Origin of the sequence: Elizabethkingia occulta, assembly GCF_002023715.1 — a bacterium.
In the GTDB taxonomy this organism is placed as follows: Bacteria; Bacteroidota; Bacteroidia; order Flavobacteriales; family Weeksellaceae; genus Elizabethkingia; species Elizabethkingia occulta.
The window spans coordinates 173,490-196,685 of sequence record NZ_MAHX01000018.1; the positions used below are offsets into that span (position 1 = coordinate 173,490).

The window sequence follows — 23,196 nt, forward strand, 5'->3', positions numbered from 1 at the left end:
TTTTTTATTTATTATTCCTAAATTAAGGCTTCAAAAGCACAAACAATTAATCTAAATTAAATTTATATGACTATGGACAATTACAACAATCCCGGCAGACTTTGGTTTCTTCCTCTTATCACGGGTATCCTTTTTATCGTTGTAGGAATCTGGATCTTCAAAACTCCAATGGAATCTTATCTTACGCTTTCAATATTTTTCGCTGTAACTTTCCTGATTAGCGGACTGTTCGAAATTATTCATGCATTAAGCAATACCCATCTCCGCAACTGGGGCTGGTCTCTTGCCGGTGGACTTATCGATTTATTATTCGGTATCATTATGATCTCGTCTCCCCTACTGTCTGCTACTGTACTGGCATTATACGTAGGTTTTATTATTTTGTTCCGTTCCTTTATGAGTATAGGTTTTGCACTCAACCTCAGGGAACTTCAGTCCAAATCATGGGCAAGTCCTTTGATCTTTGGAATAATAGGCGTTATTTTCGCCATCATTATGATTGTTAATCCTGCATTTGGTGGCCTAAGCATTATCATCTATACAGCATTGGCTTTTATTCTTGTAGGAATTGTACAAATTTTATTTGCCTTTATGATTAAAAAACTAAAAAGATAACTACTCTTTTTGAAATAAAAAATGAGACAACTTCAAGAGGTTGTCTCATTTTATTTTATAGCTTATAGATTTAGCCTTTTTAGAAATATTTCTAATTCATTTATTAATTAAAAACGTCTAAATAAACTGTTTTCCAACGATAATACCATATAAGGCAACCAGAAAAAGAACCGCTACAACTAATAAAGTAATAGGCTTGTACCTGAACTCTATCCCCTTCTTTACGGCATATTTATAATAAAAAAATGTTCCTGCTAAATACAGCCCGGTAAACATTAGTATCAAATAATTAACGCTCATATTACACTTTTACGGATCTAATCTTTTTGGACTGTTATATCAGTTATTTCATAGCTATAATCCTGTCCTTCATCTCTCATCGTTTCTTTACCTGTTTTATAGTCCTTTACCAATGACTCTTTTTTCACTCCCTTATGAGGATAGACAATGCGTCCTGTAATCTTTACTTTGTCAGATGTTTTTAGCTTATTCCCATCTTTATCGAAGATAACAACATCCGATTGTTCGAATTTATTATCGCTACCTGCATTAATCAATACTGTATTCTTTCCTTCTCCATAATTCATACGTATTCCGGTGATAACTTTATTCTTTGTTTGGATGATGTAAAAGTCATTAAAGACTTCAAATTCCATAGAAATAGTATTCCCGGTTCTGGTTAAAAATGGTGCTTTAAATTTCCCTTCCAACTCTATCACTTGTCCGTCGTATGTGTAACTATTTTCTATTTCTTTGGATAGTTTTACACTTTTGTTGTTATAAAATACAACGAGAAGTATAAATACGACAATGGCTAGTGGAATTACTTTTGTTTTAATAGTTTTCATTTTGAATATAAATTTAATTTGGTGTTATTCTATACAATAAAATTCTGTTTCTAAAATATTAAACCTTCTTTAAAAGTTAAATAAAAATTCACAAAACTTTGATATAAGTTGGCAAATATAAAACAAAATCTTGTGTTTGATCCGTCATTTACAATTTACACCCACATTCCGCTAATTCTACAGCAAACATTATCTGACTGATTTGGCATGAGTATTTATTTTAAATTCTTAAATTAAAACATTGAAAAACCAAACCAATTAACAATATGAAGGAGATCTTTTTAAAAGTCAAAAAATTTATTGAAGAAGAAAATTTCACTGCACTAAGCGAAATCAAATACAATAAACCGGAAACCTTTAACTGGGTAAAAGAAATTTTTGAAGGTATACATTTACAGGAAAGACCGGAAAAAACAGCATTACTATGGACAGATGGCATTGATACAAAGGAATACAGTTTCCGAGCACTGAGTAATGAATGTAATCAAATATTAAACTTTTTGCGGAACAAAGGTGTTCAGCAACATGATGTTGTCCTGACTCAAATGATGCTGGAACCAATCAACTGGACAACTATTCTTGCAGTAATTAAGGGAGGGTTGCAGCTGATTCCTGCAGCTGGGATACTGGGATCAAAAGATATTGCTTACCGTTTTGAAAAAACATTACCTGTTGTAGTTTTCGCTAATCAGGATAATGCCTACAAAACCGATGAAGCCGAGAAATTGATCGGTAAAAATATAAAGGTGAAAATTCTGGTCGACGGCAATCGCGAAGGCTGGTACTCTCTCGAAGATATTGCTCGCGAAAACACCGAAGCTGAGGCTGCAAGTACATCTCCGGATGATACATTATTTATGTTCTTCACCTCCGGAACTACAGGATTACCCAAAATTGTATGTCACTCGCAGCTAAGCCAACCCTTCGGGCATCTCACTACTGCATCATGGATTGGATTGAAAGAAAGTGACATTCATTACAACATTTCGCAGCCCGGATGGGCAAAATTTTCATGGAGCAGCTTTTTTGCACCATGGAACATAGGTTCCACTATTTTTGCATTTCATACCAACGAACGTTTTAATGCTATCAAAACATTGGAGCAAATACAAAAACATAAGATTACCACACTTTGTGCTCCTCCTACTGTCCTCCGTTTATTAATCAATGAAGATTTGGAATCCTATCACTTTAGCCTCCGGCAGTGCGTAGCCGCAGGCGAGCCTCTGAATCCGGAGATTATCGAGCAATGGAAATCCGGTACCGGTATAGTTATCAGGGATGGTTTTGGCCAGACCGAAACAAGCTGTATTGTAGGCAATCTTCCCGGAAATATCATAAAATTCGGATCCATGGGAAAACCTACCTTTCAATATGATGTGGTTATTGCTGACGAAAACGGAAAAGAACAACCACTAAATGAAGAAGGCAATATTTGTATAAAGATGAACAAAGGCGATATGAATGGTGTTTTCAAAGGCTATCTATATGCTAAAGACAAAGAAGAACAAGTATTCAAACATGGACTTTACTATACAGGAGACAAGGCTTATAAGGATGAAGACGGCTATATCTGGTTTATAGGCAGGGACGATGATGTGATTAAAGCTTCTGATTACCGGATCGGACCATTTGAGGTTGAAAGTGTTCTTATAGAACATGAAGCAGTTCTGGAAAGTGCAGTTGTTGGTTCGCCCCACCCAGTTAAGGGTTTTGAAGTTAAAGCTTTCATCATATTACAAACTGGTATTCAGGCATCAGAAGAATTGGCCGAACAGTTATTCAGTTTTTCGAGAGAACATCTTGCACCCTACAAAATTCCTCGTATCATAGAATTCGTACAGGAACTGCCAAAAACCATCAGCGGAAAAATCAGGCGCGTGGAACTAAGGGCCAGAGAATCAGAAAACAAAGCAAAAGGAATTACCTCTTCTGACGAATACAATTATCAGAAAAAATAGCGGCCTTTTAACAAGATACCTTTTACCTTCAAAATAGTAATCAATAATACTCCTTATACTCCATAAGGAGTATTTTTATGACATTATTCACAAAAATTTAACACTAATTTTATAAAAAAAGAATTTGACAATTTTGTTAAACAAAAAATTCGAAGTACATTTGTTGACGAAAATGTCAAACTATAATGTCAACTGAATCAAAAAAAGAAGACACAGAAGAATTAATCAAAAAAACTGCCATGCAACTGTTTTTCGGGGAAGGCCATTTCAAAGCTACAACTCAGGAAATTGCAGATGCTGCGGGAGTTAACAGAACTTCTATCAATTATTATTTTAGATCACAGGACAATCTTTTCAAGGTTGTATTCGAAGAAGCTACAGAGCAAATGCATCAAAACCATAATGCAATTTTGCTTTCAGAACTTCCTTTCAAGGATAAATTAAGCCGTTGGCTGGATGACGAATTGGCATCTGCCCTGAAATATCCTTTTCTGGAAATTTATATTGTAACACAATTATCATCTGATAAGTGTGCACACATTAAAGATGAAGAGCATGTAGAATCCATTACAAAAGTTCTGGAGAAAGAGCTAAAAGCAGAAATAGAAAAAGGAACTATAAAACCAATATCAACGATTCAGTTCATGCTGAATATTGCTTCTTTGGTATCATTCCCTACCTGTATGAGACCTCTGCTACAGGAATCCTTCAAACTAAGTGACAGTGATTTCGAACAGATTCTTAAGGAAAGAAAGCAAGTAATACTGGATACAATATTTATTAATTAAGATAATAAACTAAAATATGAACAGAAAAAATAATGTACGTATTGCCGCATTCTTACTTATGCTGGGCGCTTTTCAGGCCAATGCACAGCAGACAGTAAGCCTTAAAAATGCCATACAGTACGCATTACAAAATAAGGCGGATGCCATAAAAGCACAGTTAAATGTCCGCAATTCGGAATATCAGATTGCTGAAGCCAAAGCCGGTGCACTACCTACTCTTACAGGAACCGGAGCATTGAACTACAATCCTATTCTTCAAAAAACACCATTACCAGGTGATCTTATAGGCCAGCCCGGAACTGTTGTAATGGTTCCATTCGGACAAAAATGGAATTCAAATATCGGAGTGAGCCTTCAACAAGCACTTTTCAATCAACAGGTATTTATTGGCTTAAAGGCTGCTAAGACAACAAAAGAGTTTTATCAGATCAACAAACAACTGACAGAAGAACAGGTAATAGAAAAAGTTTCTACAGCGTACTACCAAATATTCTCTCAGCAGTAAAAACTTGAAGCTGTACAAAGCAGCTACGAAAGTACACTGAAGGCAAGAAACATTATCAAAAGTCTTTTTGAAAACGGTTTGGCTAAAAAAGTAGATTTGGACCGTACCAATGTAAACCTTACTAACCTGGAGACTAATCGTTCTCAGCTGAAAAATGCTGTAACACTTCAGGAAAATGCCCTTAAGTTCTATATGGGCATGCCTATTGAAGAGCCAATTTCACTGGTTAAAGAGGATGTACAAATTAATCCGCAGTTGCTTACAGATCAGATAAATACAGATAACAGAACTGAGGTAAAAGTTTTAGAAAAGAAAAAGCAACTACTTCAGTATAATGTAAAAGCAACTCAGGCTGCTTACTACCCAACTCTTTCTTTAATAGGAAATTATGCTTGGCAGGGTTTTGGTCCTAAATTCCCGATTGGCCAAGGTAAAAGTCAGGGAGTTTACTGGTCAGATTATGCATCAGTAGGTTTATCACTTAACATTCCTATTTTCAACGGGTTCCTTACCAAATCAAAAGTAGATCAGGCAAAAATTCAGTTAGAAACACTTGAGCAAGATCTAAAAGACACCAAACTTAGTATGAGTCTGGATTATCGTAATGCTAAAGCGCAAATGGAAAATAGTCTGGATGCTATTAAAAACCAGACAGCTAACATGGAGCTTGCACAGACAGTACTGGACAATACCCGTAGCAATTATCAATATGGTCTGGCTACTTTAACGGAGTTATTAGATGCTGAAAATGCTTTAGTACAGGCAAAAAACAATTATTCAAATTCACTTTACGATTACAAAGTTGCCGAAATACAACTTTATAAAGCTCAGGGTGAACTTTTAAACTTAACAAAATAATAAACTATTAAATTATACTAAAATGAAAATTGGTAAAACATTACTTTATATTCTCATAGCTGCAGGACTTTTGGGTGGTGGAGCCTATATCATTAGCAAAAACCAAAAAGAAACCAATAAGCAGACAGCAATTATCGCAAGTAGCAATGCTGAAATCCCTGTAAATGTAGTCACTGCCTCTTTTGAACATGTTAGTGCCGATTATTCTTCAAACGGAACATTCGCACCTTTACAAAATATGCAGCTTTCATCTGAAATTGGAGGAAAGGTAACTCGCGTATTGGTAAAAGAAGGTGATTTTGTACATGCAGGACAGACAGTAGCAACAATAAAAAAAGATGCATTGGAAGTTGATCACTCTACGGCTCAGGCTGCATATCAGAATGCTGTTGTAGACAATCAGCGTTATGAAAATGCATATAAAACAGGCGGTGTAACCAAACAACAGCTTGACCAATCAAGACTTCAACTAAAAAATGCTAAGAACTCATTAGATCAGGCTGGTATTAAGATTGGTGATTCTAATGTAAGAACATTAATAAGTGGTTATATTAACAAAAAAACTGTTGAACCAGGTGCTGTTGTATCTATTGGAACTCCTCTTTTTGAAATCGTAAATGTATCTAAATTAAAGTTACAAGTTACTGTTAACGAAAGTGAAGTTGCAAAATTAAGAGTTGGAGATCAGATCAAAATAAAAGCAAGCGTTTATCCTGACAAAGAATTCTCGGGTAGAATTACATTTATTGCACCATTAGCTGATGCTTCTCTTAACTTCCCTATCGAAATTACAGTAGACAACAATCCAAATAATGAGCTAAGAGCTGGTATGTATGGTACAGCTGTTTTTTCTGCTAAAGAAACCGGAATACAACATGCTTATATGACCCTTCCTAAAAATGCCTTTGTAGATGGTGTGAGCAACAACAAAGTATTTGTTGTACAAAAAGACAACACTGTAAAACTGACAAAAGTAGTGGGCGGAAGAATTTTTGGAGATAAAATAGAAATTATCAGCGGTCTCAATGAAGGAGACAGAGTTGTAACCAGTGGTCAGATTAACCTTACCGACGGTACTAAAATTTCAGTTATCAAGTAAGCAGGCGTAGCCACAACTAAAATTAAAAAGACGTGAAATTAGCAGAAATATCCATAAAACGACCAACCCTGGTTATTGTATTGTTTACAATACTAACCCTGGGAGGGATACTCGGTTACTCCTCCATGGGGTACGAGCTAATCCCGAAATTTGAAATCAACGTAGTAAGTGTTTCCACCATTTATCCCGGAGCATCTCCTGCAGAGGTAGAGACAACGGTAACCAAAAAAATTGAAGATGCCGTTTCTTCTCTGGAAAACGTAAAGAAAGTAGAATCCAAATCATTTGAAAGTTTATCACTTGTTACAATTACCCTGAATGCTGGTGCCGACACAGATTATGCGCTGAATGACGCTCAGAGAAAGATTAACGCTATTATTGCTGACTTTCCGAAAGATGTAAAAGCACCTTCATTGCAGAAATTCTCTCTGAGTGACCTTCCGATTATTACAGCTGGTGCTACTTCTAACCTGAGTAGTGTTGCCTTCTATGACCTTCTGGACAAAAAAATCCAACCAGTACTATCCAGGGTAAAAGGTGTTGCACAGGTAAACCTTATTGGTGGACAGGAAAGAGAAATTAAAGTAAATCTGGACAAAAATAAACTGGAAGGCTATGGACTATCTATTCCACAAGTACAACAGGCAATTCTTACATCTAACGTTGACTTCCCTACCGGAAACGTAAAAACACGTGAGAGCAGTACTATTATCAGATTATCCGGAAAATACAAAAATGTAGAAGAACTTTCTAATCTTGTAATAGCCGTTAAGGATGGAGCGCAAATCAGACTTTCTGACGTTGCTTTTGTTGAAGATGCCCAGAAAGATGCTGAAAAAGTGGCCAGAATCGACAGAAAGCCAGCTATTCTTCTTCAGGTTGTAAAACAATCTGATGCCAACGCTGTTGAAGTAAGTGAACTCACAAAACAAACGATAGAAAAAATTGAGAAAGATTATGCACAACAAGGTGTAAAACTTAATGTTGTAAATGATACTTCTACATTTACCCTTACTGCTGCGGACAATGTAACGCATGACTTATTCATCGCGATTATCCTTGTAGCTGTGGTAATGTTATTATTCCTTCACAGTATCCGTAATGCCTTTATCGTAATGGTATCCATTCCGGCATCATTAGTCGCAACCTTTATTGGTATGGCATTAATGGGATATACGCTAAACTTAATGAGCTTACTGGGACTTTCTCTGGTTGTAGGTATTCTTGTGGATGATGCGATTGTGGTACTGGAAAACATCTACCGACACATGGAGATGGGTAAAAATAAAGTAAGAGCTTCTTATGATGCAACTGCCGAAATCGGTATGACAGTAACCTCCATTACATTAGTAATTGTGGTAGTATTTTTACCAATTGCAATGAGTACTGGTTTGGTATCTAATATTATCTCCCAGTTCTGTGTAACCGTGGTTATTGCAACATTGCTATCATTATTAGCTTCCTTTACTATTGTACCTTGGTTATCATCCAGATTTGGTAAACTTACACACCTTACCGGAAAAAATATTTTCGAAAAATTCATCCTTGGATTCGAGAAACAACTGGACAACTTCACCCATTGGGTTTCTGACTTACTTAAATGGTGTCTGAAAAACAGATGGACAAAGATTTCTACAGTAGTTATTGTAATTGTATTATTTATCATGTCATTTGGTTTAATGAAATTCATCGGAGGGGAATTCTTCTCTAAAATCGATAAAGGTGAATTCCTTGTTCAGATAGAACTTCCAAAAGATGCGTCTGTAGAAAAGACCAACTTTATGACACAGAAAGCTGAAGATTATCTGTCTAAAAAGTCAGAAGTTGTAAAAATGATTACAACTGTTGGTCAGCAAAGTGATGGTTTCGGTGGAGCTCAGGCAACAGCATACAAATCAGAGATCGATGTGATCCTGGTTGGTAAAGATAAAAGAGCAGATAACTCATTTGTATACGCTGCTAAGATTAAAAATGAGCTTTCTAAGGTATTAGTAGGTGCTAAAATTAAAACAGTACCTGTAGGTCTGATGGGGGCGGAACAAGCTCCGCTGGCATTAGTTGTTACAGGTCCGGATTTGAAAAGCATCAATGAATTTGCTAATCAGGCAATGGCACAGCTAAAAACAATTAAAGGTGCATCCGAAGTAAGATTATCATCTGAAGGTGGTAACCCTGAAATTAATATTGCTATTGACCGTGATAAAATGTCTGCCCTGGGATTAAATATTCAGGATGTAGGATTGACAATGCAGACTGCATTTAGTGGAAATACCGATGGTAAATTCCGTGCAGGTGACTATGAATATGATATCAACATCCGCTTCAATCAGCTGAACAGATCAAGTGTAGACGATGTAAAAAGCATCATCTTTGTAAATGGCAAAGGAGAAAAGATCAAACTGGATCAGTTCGCTACTATTACAGAAGGTTCAGGACCTAGCTTCCTGGAAAGAAGAGATAAATCTCCTTCTGTAACGATCAACGCACAAACTGTAGGTATTCCGACCGGTACCGTTGCACAGCAGTGGGAAGCTAAATTCTCACAGTTAAAAAGACCTTCAGGAGTTAACTATGTATGGAGTGGTGATATGGAAAACCAAAGTGAAGGTTTCGGTACATTAGGTATTGCCCTTATGGCTGCTATCATCCTGGTATACCTTGTAATGGTTGCTTTATACGATAGTTTTGTATATCCGTTTGTGGTATTATTCTCGGTTCCGTTATCTCTGATCGGGGTATTAGCAATCCTTGCATTAACCAATAACTCTCTGAACGTATTTACCATTCTTGGGGTTATCATGTTGATTGGTCTTGTATGTAAGAATGCGATTATGTTGGTAGACTTTGCTAACCACAGAAAAGAAGCTGGAGAAAGCACATTCAATGCATTGCTTCAGGCTAACCATGCCAGACTTCGTCCAATCCTTATGACCACTATAGCGATGGTTTTCGGTATGATTCCGATTGCATTGGCACAAGGAGCTGCTGCAGAACTTAATAACGGATTAGCGTGGGTAATCATTGGTGGTTTAACATCTTCATTATTCCTTACCCTAATCTTTGTACCTGTAGTATATTCGATATTCGATAGCATTATTGCACGTTTCAACAAAGGTGGAAAAGTAGATTATGCTAAAGAAATGGTTGCTGATTATGAACCATTAGAAATGAGTGAAGACGGCTTTACACCAAAGCATAATCACTAAATAGTAGTAAATAGTTTAATTTATGTTTATAGGATCCCGGCAGATATTTTTTTCTGTTGGGATTTTTTTTATTGTACTTTTGGTTTAAATATATACTAATGAAAAAAATTACAATACTCTTTTTAATAATGACTGGCAGCCTGATATTTGCTCAGGAGCAAACAATTTCGCCTGTAAAAAAAGAAAAGATAAAAACTTTTCTAAAGCTTACAAATGTATTAGGAGTTGCTAATCAGGTAATGGATAATATGATTAATTCCTATCAAACCTATTACAAACAGGTTCCTGCTGAATACTGGAACGAATTAAAAAAGGAAACGGCCAGTACAAAAGACTTCGAAGAGCTTCTTATTCCTATATATTCCAAATACTACACAGAAAAAGAACTGGATGACATCATTGCTTTCTATAAAACACCTACTGGACAAAAAGTAATAAAAACAATGCCGGACATGACAAAAGAATCTATGCAGGCAGGACAGGAATGGGGTATGAAGCTTGGACAGAAGGTCTTAAAAAAAATTAATGAAAAATATCCTGTTCAAAAAGAAATAATTATGGACTATCCATCGTCTAAATAATATAAAACTATATGAAATATCCCATTATAATTACCTGCTTTGCTTCTCTTTTGACATTTGGTCAAACTGCAAAAGCTAAAAAAGCAGAATCGCTAATCCGTTTGGAAGAATCTGAAGCAAATTTCAAAAAAGATCTTTCTGCAAGCATTACAAAATTAAAAGTTGCAGACAACAGGAATCTTTCACCAATATATTATCAGACACTGGAATCCGGACTAAACTATCAGAGTATGCTGAAAAGCCTTGTACCGGTCTATGAAAAATATCTTACCAACGAAGAACTGGATGCCAGAATAAAGAATCATAAGAGCAAACTTCAGAAACCTTTAAAGGACAATCACACTTTCGATACAGAAAGACAGAAAGCCGTTATCCAATGGCAAACTCAGGCAAAGCTGGCAGCTGAAAAAGCTGTATCAAAATAGAAAAAATCCTCAGCTAATGCTGAGGATTTTTGTATACATTAATTTAAGAACACTTCATATTTCTTATACTCGTGCAGAAGCTTTATTGTCTCAGCACTTATATCTACTGAGGTCTGCATCGAATTGAGTTCTACAAAATGATTTTCAACCGGATCTTTCAGATAGAAGCTTAGTTTATGTACCCCTTTATTATGGGCAAAAGTACGTCTGAAAAATTCTATATCATTCTGATCCACTTCATTAAATGGCACTACTAAAGAGAGCTGATTGGCATAGCGGTCAAAAGCTTCTTTAAGATCAATAACCTCAGTAACGTTTACATACAGTCTGTCGAAATCTTTGGAAGGCGCAAATTTAATTTTAAAAATCACAAAACGGTGCTCTCCAAGCTTCTCTCTCAGACGCATATAGTCTTTATCATTCAGCCTGAAAGAATAAGAACCTGTATAATCTTCCAGCGTAATAAAGGCAATCTTTGTTCCGCTTTCATAACCATCCCTTATTACATACTCTGTAATAAGACCTGAAACCATGTATTCTTTGGAATTATCATTTCCTTTACTCCGGAATTTTTTCTCTTTTAATTTTGAAATTTCTGCTGGTGTCAGATTAGAAAAATCTCGTTGAAGTACAAAGTCTCTGTAAGGATCTACCTCATCCAGGTTAAGGAAATTAAACTTCCCTCTTGGATCCACTTTTTTAACAACCTCTTCAATAATTTCATCTCCATCTACCTCCAACATATCAGCGGGAAAATCTATATCTATAGATACTTCATCCTTATCATCCTGCTCTTCTGTTTTTTCAGTTTCAGGTACCTTTTCCAGATCTTCATCCAGTTTTTTGTTGACTACCGACTTTTTACTCAGCGCTCCCTGAATAAATTTATACTGATAATAGAATTCATCCAATGGATGCGCTGATAGATAGAAGCCTATTGCTTCTTTTTCCCGGTTCAGTTTATGCATGTTCTGCCATTCCGGAGCCGGATTTATTTTTGGTCTTTCAATCTGAACTTCATCTGCAAAGTCTGCAAACAGAGAGTTCTCTACGGAATTTTTACTGTCCTGAAAGCTATTACTGTATCTTAGTAAGCGTTCAATATTCGTTCTTCCTGCAGTATCTACATCGAAATACTGGGCACGGTGATAAGAATCTAATTCGTCGAAAGCTCCGGCAAATACCAAACTTTCCACTACTCTTTTATTCAGTTGTGATGAAGGAATTCTTTCAAAAAAACTATAAATATCTGAAAATCGCCCTCCCCGTTCTCTTTCTTTACAAATTGCTTCGGACGGCCCTTCCCCAATCCCTTTTATAGCACCAAGTCCAAAACGAATCTGCCCTTTTTCGTTTACCGCAAATTCATATTCGGATTCATTAACAGATGGCCCCAATACATCCACGCCCATCGCCTGACAATCCTCCATGAACAAGGTAATCTGCTTAGTATTGTTAATGTTATTACTCATTACACTCGCCATATACTCAGCCGGATAATTAGCTTTCAGATAAGCGGTATGATAAGCTATATAAGCATAACATGTAGAGTGAGACTTGTTAAATGCGTATTCCGCAAAAGCTTCCCAGTCTTTCCATATTTTATGAAGTTTCTCTTCATCCAGATTATTTTTCTTTCCACCTTCAATAAATTTGGGGAACATCTTATCCAGTACTGCTTTCTGCTTTTTCCCCATTGCTTTTCTCAATGTATCGGCTTCACCTTTGGTAAAGTTTGCCAGTTTCTGGGAAAGCAGCATTACCTGTTCCTGATAGACTGTAATTCCGTAGGTTTCCTGTAGATATTCCTGCGTCTCCGGAAGGTCGTATATAATTTCCTCCAGCCCGTGTTTACGGTTAATAAAGTTTGGGATATACTTAATAGGGCCCGGACGATACAATGCATTCATTGCAATAAGATCGGCAAATACAGTAGGCTTCAGTTCACGCATGTATTTCTGCATACCGGCAGATTCATACTGGAAAATACCAATAGTACGCCCCTCTTTAAAGAGCTGATAAGTTTTGGCATCATCTAATGGTATATCATCCGGAATAATTTCTATTCCGTGTCTGTTTTTAATGAGCTTAACAGCATCTTTAATAATGGTAAGCGTTCTAAGCCCCAGAAAGTCCATTTTCAGCAATCCGGCACTCTCAGCTACCGAGTTGTCAAACTGAGATACCAAAATATCCGCATCTTTTGCTGCAATAGTTACCGGAACCAGATTACTGATATCTTCCGGCGTAATAATTACCCCACAAGCGTGGATACCTGTATTCCGAATACAGCCTTCCATTTTGTAAGCACTGTCCAGTACATTAAAACGGTCATCATCAGGATTATTCAGAATTCCTTTTATTTCATCTACCAGTGGAAGGTCTTCCGGTTTAAATTTCTTCAAATCGGACTTCATCACTTTTGCGATATTCATCCCCGGGGTATTTGGAATTAGCTTTGCAATATTATTGGTTTCAGGAATGGATACATCCAGTACCCTTCCCGCATCTTTAATAGCCGATTTACCACCCAGTACAGAGTAGGTAATAATCTGTGCTACCTGATTTTGTCCGTATTTATCGATTACCCACTTGATAATCCTGTCACGACCTTCATCGTCAAAGTCGATATCAATATCGGGCATCGAAATCCTTTCCGGGTTAAGAAAACGCTCAAAAAGGAGATCATATTTAATAGGGTCTACATTTGTAATTCCGATACAGTAAGCTACAGCTGATCCTGCAGCAGATCCACGTCCGGGGCCAACCGATACCCCCATATTTTTAGCTTCATTACAGAAATCCTGCACAATAAGAAAATATCCCGGATAACCTGTTTTAGCAATAATATCCAGCTCGAAATCAAGTCTTTCTCTTATATCATCTGTAATTACTTCATATTTTTTCCTTGCTCCTTCATAAGTAAGATGTCTCAGGAAGTTCATTTCTCCTCTTTTACCACCATCATTTAGATCTTCAGCATCCTGAAATTCCTCAGGAATATCAAATTTAGGTAAGAGTACATCTCTTTTCAGTTTATAAGACTCAAACTTATTCAGAAATTCATCATATGCTATAAAAGCATCCGGATACATCTGAAAAGCCTGTTTTATCTCCTCACTATTTTTCAGATAAAACTGCTCACTATTCAGACCTTTTCTTTTTCCAAAACCTTTACCTACAGGTGTCGAAAGTTTCTCACCATCTTTAATACAGGCTACAATATCCTGGATTTTGGCATCTGATTTTCGGGTATAATAAGTTTCGTTCTGGGCCAGTATTTTTACATTATGTTTATCCGCAAACTTCAGTAGAATCTCATTAACATAATCTTCCTCATCCATCTGGTGATTCTGGATCTGTACATAGAAATCATCACCAAATTCATTCAGCCACCATTGGAAAACTTCTTCACCACGTTGTTCCCCTAATTCCAGAATGGTAGAAGGAACTTCACAGGACAAGCTTCCCGTCAGTGCAATAAGATTTTCTTTATATTGTGATATTAGTGCACGGCTAACCCTTGGAACACCGGCATAATAACCTTCTTTAAATCCTATAGATGAAAGCTTTGCCAGATTTTTATATCCTTCAAAATTTTTGGCCAATAATACGACCTGAGTTCTTCTGTCCGGATCATCTTTAGTAAACTGTCTTTGCTGATAACGCTCTGATATATATAGCTCTAATCCTAATACAGGTGTAAGGAACTTAGCACTGTTTATTTCATCATAATTATCAGGTTTTTCTTCCGCGGCCTCGGCATCCTGTTTTTTCTGTTTAAGATTTCCGTTGTATTTTTCAACCTCATCAATAAACTTGAAGGCTCCCATCATATTACCAAGGTCTACAAGCCCTACAGCCGGAAAATTATTCTTTTCAGCTACGGAAACCATGTCAGCCAAACCGGTCGTTGCCTGTAAGGTAGAATAAATACTGTGGCTATAAAAATGGAAGAAATTCCCAATATCAATATCATCAGTATCGCCAAAATCAGCAGTTTTTTTCCGCTTTTTAGAATCGGCAACCTGTCTTCGGATAACAATATTGAAAGGCTTGAAGACATCAGGATTATGTTCCTTAAAGGCCTTCATCTGTACATCATCGAAGAAAATCTTATCCAATGGATAAACTTCCAATCTCATCATTTCGAAAAATGCCTGTGCTGTAGCATTTACATCGGCTGCGGCATTGTGGGCTTCATCGAATTTGTGTCCGAATAATTTTTCAGAAAGTTCCTCCAGTTTAGGAGATTTGAATCTTCCACCTCTACCTCCCGGAAGCTGACATACGTTGGTACCAAACTCCATCGTATCTACGATAGGCTTGTCTTTCAAACTATCTTCCAATTCCTTCCGAAGAAATTCGGCTCCTACTATACTGTAGTCAAAGTTTACATTATGTCCTGCAACTACTTTTGTTTTTTTCAGTACTTCCTTGAACTCGTTAAGTACCTCTTTAAGATCGCGGCCTTCACGCATCGCCATCTCTGTAGATATACCGTGGATGCGATATGCATTAAACGGAATATCGTAGCCCTCGGGCTTTATAATATAATCCTGATTCTCTATAAGATTTCCATGCTCGTCGTGTAACTGCCATGCAATCTGGACCATGCGCGGCCAGTTGTCGAAGTCAGTTAAAGGAGCATTGAAATTTCGGGGTAAACCAGTTGTTTCTGTATCAAAAATCAAGAACATAATCCATCAGAAATTTGAGTAAAATTACAAAAAAAGTGAACGTAAAAAAAGTTTCAGGTTCAATTGATTTTCTGTACAACATTGTATTTCAACACAGGCATTTTTCATTACAAAATCTATAAAACCTGACTTGAACAAAAATTAACGAATTGATTTACATAAATTTAAGTACATTAATTCTTCAAAAACATTTTACCTAACGATCGTTAAGTAAATTTATCTATATTTGTTAGCACCTCAAAACAAAACCACATAGGTACATAGGCTATGCTGACAAAAAAATATTTAAATGAATTAACCTACGAAATTATTGGTAGTGCTATTGAGGTGCACAAGGTATTGGGCAAAGGGCTACTGGAAAGCGTTTACCATCAATGTTTAAAAGAAGAGTTATTACATAGGAAAATAAATTTTCTAACAGAGATGAAAGTTCCGGTAACATATAGAGGAAAGATACTGGATGTTGATTTCAGATGCGATTTGTTCATTGAACAATGCATTGTGTTAGAACTGAAATCTGTACAAAACTTAACACCAGTATTCGAAGCACAGCTTCTAACCTCTATGAAACTACTGTCCTGCCCGAAGGGTATCTTGATAAACTTTAATTGTTCTAATGTTTTTCGTGAAGGACAAAAAACATTCGTTAATGAATATTTTAATGCTTTACCAGACCTATAAAAGAACTATGATCCTATGTGGTTGAAAAATGTTGCGGACCTTTTTAATTTATAATGATAATATGGAAGTTGACTTTAAAAAACATCTCGATAAAAAAATACTACTACAGGCTTTTGAAGACATGATGAAAGCCAGAGCTATCGCTAATTTGTATGATGAAAAAAAACAAATCTGCAAATATGTACATAGTACTTCCCGTGGGCACGAAGCTATTCAGTTGGCAACAGCCTATCATCTTCAGAAGCATGATTGGGTAAGTCCATATTACCGGGATGAAAGTATGCTTTTAGGAATGGGTTACACTCCATATCAGCTGATGTTACAGTTGTTGGCAAAGGCAGATGATCCTTTCTCAGGTGGCCGCTCGTATTACAGTCACCCTTCCAATTTAAGTGATGATTATCCAAAAATGATTCATCAGAGCAGTGCTACCGGCATGCAGGCAATTCCTACAACCGGAATTGCACAAGGCATACAATACATAGAGCACTTTAGCCTGAAATCATATCCTACTCCACCAGTTGTGGTTTGCAGCTTTGGTGATAATAGTGTAACCGAAGGCGAGGTAAGCGAAGCTTTTCAGTTTGCGGCACTACACCAGTTGCCTATTATTTTCCTGGTACAGGATAACAATTGGGGAATTTCTGTAACTGCCGAAGAAGCCCGATCACAGGATGCTTATGATTTCATTGCAGGATTCAAGGGTATCGAGAGAATGCGTATTGACGGAACAGAGTTTCCGGAGTCTTATCTGGCTATGAAAAATGCTTTCGACTATGTTCGTACAGAAAGAAAACCAATTTTAGTCTGTGCTAAAACTGTTCTGATTGGTCATCATACTTCCGGAGTAAGAAAAGAAATGTACCGTCCTTTAGACGATCTGACCAAGCATGAAGCTCATGATCCGGGTAAAAAACTATGGAAGTACCTTGTGGAAAATGGCATCAGTGACGATCAGTTAAAAGAAATTGAGAAAAATGCAGAAATACAGGTTCGTGAAGATTTTGAAAAAGCTTTGGCAGCTGAAGATCCAAAACCTGAAGATGCTGTAAAACATATTTTTGCTCCTACCCCTGTTACAGAAGAGAAAGGAGAAAGAACCCCTGAAAATGGGCAAAAAATAGTAATGGTAGATGCCTCTATCCATGCGATTGAGGAACTGATGCGCAAACACCCTGAAGCATTACTTTATGGACAGGATGTAGGTGGCCGCATTGGCGGTGTATTTCGGGAAGCAGTTACGTTGGAAGCCAAATTTGGTACAAAAAGAGTTTTCAATACTGCTATCCAGGAAGCCTATATAATTGGTTCTACAATTGGTATGAGTGCATTAGGGCTAAAACCTATTGTAGAAGTACAATTTGCTGATTACATCTATCCGGGAATCAATCAGTTGGTTACCGAGATTTCTAAATCCTGTTATTTAAGTGAAGGAAAATTTCCGGTAAATAATATCATCCGTGTACCAATTGGTGCCTATGGTGGTGGCGGGCCATATCACAGTGGCAGTGTTGAAAGTATTCTAACCAATATCAAAGGAATTAAAGTTACATATCCGAGCAATGCAGCAGATTTCAAAGGACTTTTTAAGGCAGCATTTTATGATCCAAATCCGATAATCATGCTGGAACACAAAGGTTTGTATTGGTCTAAAGTACCCGGAACTGATGATGCCAAAACTATAGAACCTGCGGAAGATTATATTTTGCCATTCGGAAAAGCCACAAGCACTATTATGGCTACTGAAGAAAATATCCGTAAAGGAAAAACGATCTGTATAATCACTTACGGAATGGGAATTTATTGGGCTAAAGAGGCTGCTAAAAGTTTTGAAGGTCAGGTGGAAGTTGTAGACCTGCGAACGCTAGTTCCAATGGATGAAGAATATGTATATGAAACCGTAAAAAGACACGGTAAATGTATTGTACTAACCGAAGAACAGGTACAAAATTCTTTTGCTGAGGCTCTAAGTGCCAGAATTTCCAGAGAATGCTTCAGATATCTGGATGCTCCGGTCACTCCGATAGGTGCCCGGAACGTACCTGCAATTCCGATTAATATAGATTCTGAAAGAGAAATACTTCCTAACCCCGAAAAGCTCAAAAAAACAATAGAATACTTGTTAAATTGGTAATACAGAATACTTTATAAATCAAATTTTGTTTCATAAATTTGACTTATGAAAAAACTACTGCTGCTGCTTATTCCAGTTCTTTATTCTGCTCAGAATAAAACCAATTCCACTAAGTCAGATAGTAGTACTTCTTATAAAAATATCAAGGAAGTTGTTTTAAGCAACAGAAGCAATCCTCAGGCTCTGGCAATATTAGCAAAAGCCAATAGGAACTTCAAGCAAAACAGTCCTAAAAATCAGGACTCCTATAGCTTTAAAGCCTACAGTAAATTTTCAGTAGATTTTGACAAAGATTCTATTACCAATTATCAGAACTATGTAGCACGCAGAATTGATTCTTTGAAACTCTTAGGCGACAACCCGGAATTTTCCAAAAGAAAACGTAAAGATTCTATAGAAGATATAAGCTATAAAAATATGCTTACCAGCAGTAAAATGTTTCTTTGGGAACGTGCTCTGGAATACAAATACAATAAAGAGCAGGGTGAGCATATTGATATTCTGGACAATAAAGTATCCGGGCTAAAACGCCCCCTCTACGATGCTATTGCTTTACGCTCTAATATTGGCCAGATTCCGGATGAAATACAAAAAGAAAACTGGACATTATACCGCTATTATCTTACAGATTCTATTCTCCTGAATGGTAGAGAAACTTATGTCATTGGCTTTAGAAAGACCAATATCACTTTCTCAAGAAAACGTAAATACAGCGGCTATATCTATATCGATAAAGAAAGCTATGCTGTAGCCAAAATAGAAGATCATGGTAAGGATAAAACCGATCTGGAACATATATCTATTTGGAAACCTATTAACAACAGTTGGTTTCTGGAAAAAGAATACATGAAATCCAGAATTGGGAGTATACCATTTAAAAATAAGGATAGCAAAAAGAGATTCAACAGCTATTTTTATATAGAAAATAATTACTTTGACTTCAAAGTGCCTAATGATAAACTTACTCCTGATGATTTTAAAGGTTATACTTACACCATAAAGAACACTACCGGTACCGAACTTCCTAAATATCGTAAGGATAATTTCGATCATCGGGATAATAATACCTATTATAAAATGGACAGCCTTTTTAAGGCCAAAAAAGTAGAATTTAAACTCAATTTTTTAGCAGGGATTACAAGAGGAGATTTCCGTTTTGGTATTATTGACTTCCCAATCGACAGATTTTTCGACATCAACAGATACGAAAATTTTAGATTTGGACTGGGAATGAAACTTAATGAAAACTTTAATCCTTATGTATCACCAGATGCTTATGTTGGTTATGGTGTTCGGGACGGAAAGTGGAAATTCCGTGTTGGTGTAGATGTAAGGACTACTCTTGAGAGGGATGCTGTGCTTCGTTTAGATTACACGGATGACGTTGGTGCATCCGGAAGGTTCAGACAGAATCTGTGGGTAGGTAAAATGAAGATTATGAATACCGGTGCGGGACTTCAGACGCTAAATTACTACAGATACAGAGGTTTTAAACTTTCTTACTTAGACAGTCCTATCAACTCTTTTATGTATAAAGTAGAAGCTTCAAAATATAAAGAAGAAGCTTTATTCGATTACCTGTATAAAGGCCAAGATAAGATTTATGATAATTTTTCTACTGTTGTTACTCTAAAATACTCTCCAAACAGTAAGTATATCATGACACCAACCGGAAAAGATATGGTAGAACAGGGTTACCCGGAACTGTATTTCAATTGGGAAAAAGGATGGACAGATCTAAAATACAACCGACTGGATTTACTTGCGCTATACCAGCAGGAAAGTATATTAGGCCAGACCGGGCTTAGAGCTTACGGAGGCTATGTTGGCGGAGATTTCCCATTCTGGAAAACATTTGAAGGTGGAGGTCTGGCACCGGAAGGAAAGAAAAGTTTTATGAGCCGCTTTAACCTTACAACATATTTAGGTTTTGCAACTATGCCTAGTGGAAAATACTATCAGGACAAATTTGGTGCCTTCTATATCAGTCATCGTATTCCATGGCATTTTAAAAGCTTCGGGCAAAACACCTCCAGCTTTGATCTTGTTTACAAAGGGATTATAGGAGACTTTAAAAATCCTGAATTTCACCAGATAAAGTTTGAAACACTAAACAAACTTTATCAGGAAGTTGGTGTAGAGTGGAATAATTTCCTGAGCACTCAGTTCAATCTTGGATTCTTTTATCGTGTAGGGCATTACCAAACCAGTAATTTCACCGATAACTTTGCTATTCAGCTAAAGCTTAAAATTTTAGGATTTTAAAATTTTTATAACAGAATATACATATTCTGTACATGGTACAGAATTTTTCTATAATATCATAGCAGCTTAAAAATTTTAATTAATTTACTTTATTACCGTACCAATTAAAGCTAATCCAATCTAACGAAATATCGGACTTTTTTTCTTTTGTCCTTAATCTGATATACACATCTCTTTTTCCTTTCACAGATTGAATATTACAGGATATATTTCTGTAGTTTTTTTCAGATGTGTAATTTTCCACACCTTTTAGTTTACCTATAACTGGCCCTCTTGTACCATCTAACCTGATCTCTAAATTGGAGAATTTACTTAATCCTGCCACACGAGCAGTAAATTTCGTACCTGCTTTAGTCATATCAACATTTGCAAAACGTACCCAGCTTCCGTCACTCATTCCTCTAAGCTCAAAACCACCATCAATGGAAGAGTGTTTGCTAATAAAGTTAGCTTTTTCATAGAACCATTCTGCCTCTATTTTTGACCAGCCCGCGTCATAGTGCCCTACTCCGGTGGCAAAATGCTGATTCAGAAAATCGGTATCGGTAACAATATGTCCCTGATCATCAAAATGACAATAGGTCATCATTGTGCCCCTGAATTTATATCCAGGTTTCAGGTAATAGCACCATATGTGATAAAATTGTCCTTTCCACCAGAAAAAACTGCTATGGGCAAATGCACCTAAATAATGACCTTTCCCCGTAGATCCTACTCCTGTATAAGGCCCATATATGTTTTTGGATACTGCATACTCGGTACCCCAACTCAGGTAATAAGTATCTTTATATTTAAAAATATAATTTTTATCCATCCATCCGTCTGCTTTCTCCCATTCTTTACCTGTAATGATGATAGGTTTAGGCTTTTCGGCAAGCGATGTCATATCATCATTGAGTCTTGCAATAAGATAACCTCCCCCTTCTTTATCACCATATACCAAATAGGGTGTTTTGGTTGGATCATCGTCTGTAATAATGGTTGGATCATGCATAGGTACTACCAGTGGTTTACCCAGTGCGTCGACATATTTTCCACCGGGAGTATCAGCTTTCATGACACCTATACTTCTTTTCCTGTCCGAAAAATAAAAATAGTATTTCCCGTTTCTTTCAGCCGCGTCGCCAGCCCAACAATCTGTAGAATTAGCACCCATATAATTATCTTTGGGCGAAATTACCGTTTCCAATTTCCAGTTGATCAGATCGGTTGTTGAAAACACCCGCCAGTCTTTCATTACCCAGGTTGTGTCCGTTGGTTTATCATCATGTCCGGAATACAGATATATTTTGTTATTAAAAAACCTTACATGTGGATCCGAAATACCAGAAACGCCTATGATTGGATTTTGTGCAAGTACCACATCACACAAAAAAACACCAATCCAACATATCAGTGTAAAAAAAGCTAACTTATTTTTTTCCATAGGGATCAATGGTTATGATGCTGCCATTTTTGTTATATTTTAGCTCGGTTACTTTAATATTTCTTAAATGGGTTTTACTTCCAGATAATTCTGTGTCATGATAATACAGCCACCATTTATTCTTAAATTCAACAATAGAATGGTGTGTTGTCCACCCTATTACGGGAAGCAGAATTATCCCCTGATAGGTAAACGGACCATAAGGTGAATCGCCGGTTGCGTATACTATTTTATGAGTATCGCCGGTAGAATAAGAAAAATAATACTTTCCATTATACTTGTGTACCCACGAACCTTCGAAAAAACGTCTGTCGTGGTCTCCACTAAGCAGCACATTTCCCTCTTTGTCCAACACAATTACATCTTTAGGTGCTTCAGCAAGTTGTTTCATATCAGCACTTAGTTTTGCTACCTTAGCTGTTAGCGCTGGTTCCTCACGCTGTTGCCCGTCTGATTTATCAGAAGCATTCATGTTGAATACGCCGATTTTCCAGCGTTGCAACTGTCCCCCATGCAGACCTCCAAAATAAAGGTAAAAACTGCCATCGCTGTCCTTAAACACCGCCGGATCTATACTGAATGCTCCTTTTATCGGCTCGTTTTCAGCTTTAAATGGCCCTTCAGGACGCTTAGATGATGCTAAGCCAATACGGAATATTCCTTCTTTATCTTTTAGTGGGAAATACAGATAATAGATATTATTATTGTAAGCCGCATCTGGTGCCCATAACTGTTTTCCTGCCCATGGGATATCTTCTGCCGATAGTGCTACGCCATGATCGGTCACTTTTCCGGTAGGACTGTCCATGGACAATACATGATAATCCTTCATCTGAAAATGATCTCCGTTGTCGCTTTCTGCAATATTACTTTCAACATCGTGTGATCCATAGATGTATATCCTGCCATTAAAAACATGGGCAGAGGGATCTGCGGTATACATATTACTAACCAATGGCTTTGAAATAGCCCTTTTAAATAAATATTTATCCTGCTCTTTCTTCTGCGCATAGGTGATAAAAGGCAGGCAAAGTAACACAATGAAAATGTTTAGATTATTCAAAGTGTATATCTGATATATTTTCATAATACTGTTTAATGTTG

Annotated in this window: 15 protein-coding genes and 1 pseudogene; 11 read left to right on the forward strand and 5 right to left on the reverse strand. The window is 36.9% G+C overall.

Going from position 1 to position 23,196, the window contains the following annotated elements:
* The first annotated feature begins 72 nt into the window (after nucleotides 1-72).
* Entirely contained in the window at nucleotides 73-615 is a 543-nt protein-coding gene (locus BAZ10_RS14875; RefSeq protein WP_236900601.1) for an HdeD family acid-resistance protein, read from the forward strand.
* A gap of 117 nt (nucleotides 616-732) precedes the next feature.
* Here BAZ10_RS14875 and BAZ10_RS14880 read toward each other — a convergent pair whose 3' ends face one another.
* Nucleotides 733-915: a hypothetical protein gene (locus BAZ10_RS14880; protein WP_059323969.1), complete on the reverse strand. Its 183-nt coding sequence runs from the start codon at nucleotides 913-915 to the stop codon at nucleotides 733-735.
* A 17-nt stretch (nucleotides 916-932) separates the two neighbouring features.
* The gene (locus BAZ10_RS14885; protein WP_059323968.1) at nucleotides 933-1,463 is read right to left on the reverse strand and encodes a hypothetical protein; all 531 of its coding nucleotides are present in this window, start codon (nucleotides 1,461-1,463) and stop codon (nucleotides 933-935) included.
* A 266-nt stretch (nucleotides 1,464-1,729) separates the two neighbouring features.
* Between BAZ10_RS14885 and BAZ10_RS14890 the strand changes: the two genes are divergently transcribed.
* The 7 genes and pseudogenes from BAZ10_RS14890 (at nucleotide 1,730) to BAZ10_RS14920 (ending at nucleotide 10,886) form a co-directional block, all read left to right on the forward strand.
* Complete coding sequence (locus tag BAZ10_RS14890; RefSeq protein WP_078772698.1) at nucleotides 1,730-3,424, forward strand: acyl-CoA synthetase; 1,695 nt, start codon at nucleotides 1,730-1,732, stop codon at nucleotides 3,422-3,424.
* Between the two features lie 185 nt (nucleotides 3,425-3,609).
* On the forward strand, nucleotides 3,610-4,212 hold the full coding sequence (locus BAZ10_RS14895; RefSeq protein ID WP_078772699.1) for a TetR/AcrR family transcriptional regulator: 603 nt from the start codon (nucleotides 3,610-3,612) through the stop codon (nucleotides 4,210-4,212).
* Between the two features lie 16 nt (nucleotides 4,213-4,228).
* A pseudogene (locus tag BAZ10_RS14900) lies at nucleotides 4,229-5,575 on the forward strand (TolC family protein).
* Between the two features lie 22 nt (nucleotides 5,576-5,597).
* The gene (locus BAZ10_RS14905; RefSeq protein WP_078772700.1) at nucleotides 5,598-6,674 is read left to right on the forward strand and encodes an efflux RND transporter periplasmic adaptor subunit; all 1,077 of its coding nucleotides are present in this window, start codon (nucleotides 5,598-5,600) and stop codon (nucleotides 6,672-6,674) included.
* Nucleotides 6,675-6,706: 32 nt separating this feature from the next.
* Complete coding sequence (locus BAZ10_RS14910) at nucleotides 6,707-9,880, forward strand: efflux RND transporter permease subunit (protein ID WP_078772701.1); 3,174 nt, start codon at nucleotides 6,707-6,709, stop codon at nucleotides 9,878-9,880.
* Nucleotides 9,881-9,978: 98 nt separating this feature from the next.
* Nucleotides 9,979-10,461, forward strand: a complete 483-nt coding sequence (locus BAZ10_RS14915) for a DUF2059 domain-containing protein (protein WP_078772702.1) — start codon at nucleotides 9,979-9,981, stop codon at nucleotides 10,459-10,461.
* A gap of 11 nt (nucleotides 10,462-10,472) precedes the next feature.
* Entirely contained in the window at nucleotides 10,473-10,886 is a 414-nt protein-coding gene (locus tag BAZ10_RS14920) for a hypothetical protein (protein ID WP_024565904.1), read from the forward strand.
* 38 nt (nucleotides 10,887-10,924) lie between these two features.
* Here BAZ10_RS14920 and dnaE read toward each other — a convergent pair whose 3' ends face one another.
* Entirely contained in the window at nucleotides 10,925-15,586 is a 4,662-nt protein-coding gene (dnaE, locus tag BAZ10_RS14925; RefSeq protein WP_078772703.1) for a DNA polymerase III subunit alpha, read from the reverse strand.
* Nucleotides 15,587-15,853: 267 nt separating this feature from the next.
* Between dnaE and BAZ10_RS14930 the strand changes: the two genes are divergently transcribed.
* The 3 genes from BAZ10_RS14930 (at nucleotide 15,854) to BAZ10_RS14940 (ending at nucleotide 20,666) form a co-directional block, all read left to right on the forward strand.
* Nucleotides 15,854-16,267 (forward strand): GxxExxY protein, encoded by a 414-nt coding sequence (locus tag BAZ10_RS14930; protein ID WP_078772704.1) that lies wholly within the window; start codon nucleotides 15,854-15,856, stop codon nucleotides 16,265-16,267.
* 61 nt (nucleotides 16,268-16,328) lie between these two features.
* The gene (locus BAZ10_RS14935) at nucleotides 16,329-18,401 is read left to right on the forward strand and encodes an alpha-ketoacid dehydrogenase subunit alpha/beta (protein WP_078772705.1); all 2,073 of its coding nucleotides are present in this window, start codon (nucleotides 16,329-16,331) and stop codon (nucleotides 18,399-18,401) included.
* A gap of 45 nt (nucleotides 18,402-18,446) precedes the next feature.
* Nucleotides 18,447-20,666: a hypothetical protein gene (locus tag BAZ10_RS14940; protein WP_078772706.1), complete on the forward strand. Its 2,220-nt coding sequence runs from the start codon at nucleotides 18,447-18,449 to the stop codon at nucleotides 20,664-20,666.
* A 79-nt stretch (nucleotides 20,667-20,745) separates the two neighbouring features.
* Here the strand turns inward: BAZ10_RS14940 and BAZ10_RS14945 are convergent, their stop codons facing one another.
* Nucleotides 20,746-22,092: a family 43 glycosylhydrolase gene (locus BAZ10_RS14945; protein WP_078772707.1), complete on the reverse strand. Its 1,347-nt coding sequence runs from the start codon at nucleotides 22,090-22,092 to the stop codon at nucleotides 20,746-20,748.
* Nucleotides 22,079-23,179, reverse strand: coding sequence for a glycoside hydrolase family 43 protein (locus BAZ10_RS14950; RefSeq protein WP_078772708.1), 1,101 nt, complete (start codon nucleotides 23,177-23,179; stop codon nucleotides 22,079-22,081). Before BAZ10_RS14950 ends, BAZ10_RS14945 begins: the two co-directional genes overlap by 14 nt.
* Nucleotides 23,180-23,196: the final 17 nt, after the last annotated feature.

Coding starts and splice junctions, on each gene's coding strand:
- BAZ10_RS14935 (WP_078772705.1), top strand. CDS start 16,329: ATGGAAGTTGACTTTAAAAAACATCTCGATAAAAAAATACTACTACAG.
- BAZ10_RS14890 (WP_078772698.1), top strand. CDS start 1,730: ATGAAGGAGATCTTTTTAAAAGTCAAAAAATTTATTGAAGAAGAAAAT.
- BAZ10_RS14875 (WP_236900601.1), top strand. CDS start 73: ATGGACAATTACAACAATCCCGGCAGACTTTGGTTTCTTCCTCTTATC.
- BAZ10_RS14950 (WP_078772708.1), bottom strand. CDS start 23,179: ATGAAAATATATCAGATATACACTTTGAATAATCTAAACATTTTCATT.
- BAZ10_RS14940 (WP_078772706.1), top strand. CDS start 18,447: ATGAAAAAACTACTGCTGCTGCTTATTCCAGTTCTTTATTCTGCTCAG.
- BAZ10_RS14945 (WP_078772707.1), bottom strand. CDS start 22,092: ATGGAAAAAAATAAGTTAGCTTTTTTTACACTGATATGTTGGATTGGT.
- BAZ10_RS14930 (WP_078772704.1), top strand. CDS start 15,854: ATGCTGACAAAAAAATATTTAAATGAATTAACCTACGAAATTATTGGT.
- BAZ10_RS14905 (WP_078772700.1), top strand. CDS start 5,598: ATGAAAATTGGTAAAACATTACTTTATATTCTCATAGCTGCAGGACTT.
- BAZ10_RS14915 (WP_078772702.1), top strand. CDS start 9,979: ATGAAAAAAATTACAATACTCTTTTTAATAATGACTGGCAGCCTGATA.
- BAZ10_RS14885 (WP_059323968.1), bottom strand. CDS start 1,463: ATGAAAACTATTAAAACAAAAGTAATTCCACTAGCCATTGTCGTATTT.
- dnaE (WP_078772703.1), bottom strand. CDS start 15,586: ATGTTCTTGATTTTTGATACAGAAACAACTGGTTTACCCCGAAATTTC.
- BAZ10_RS14880 (WP_059323969.1), bottom strand. CDS start 915: ATGAGCGTTAATTATTTGATACTAATGTTTACCGGGCTGTATTTAGCA.
- BAZ10_RS14895 (WP_078772699.1), top strand. CDS start 3,610: ATGTCAACTGAATCAAAAAAAGAAGACACAGAAGAATTAATCAAAAAA.
- BAZ10_RS14920 (WP_024565904.1), top strand. CDS start 10,473: ATGAAATATCCCATTATAATTACCTGCTTTGCTTCTCTTTTGACATTT.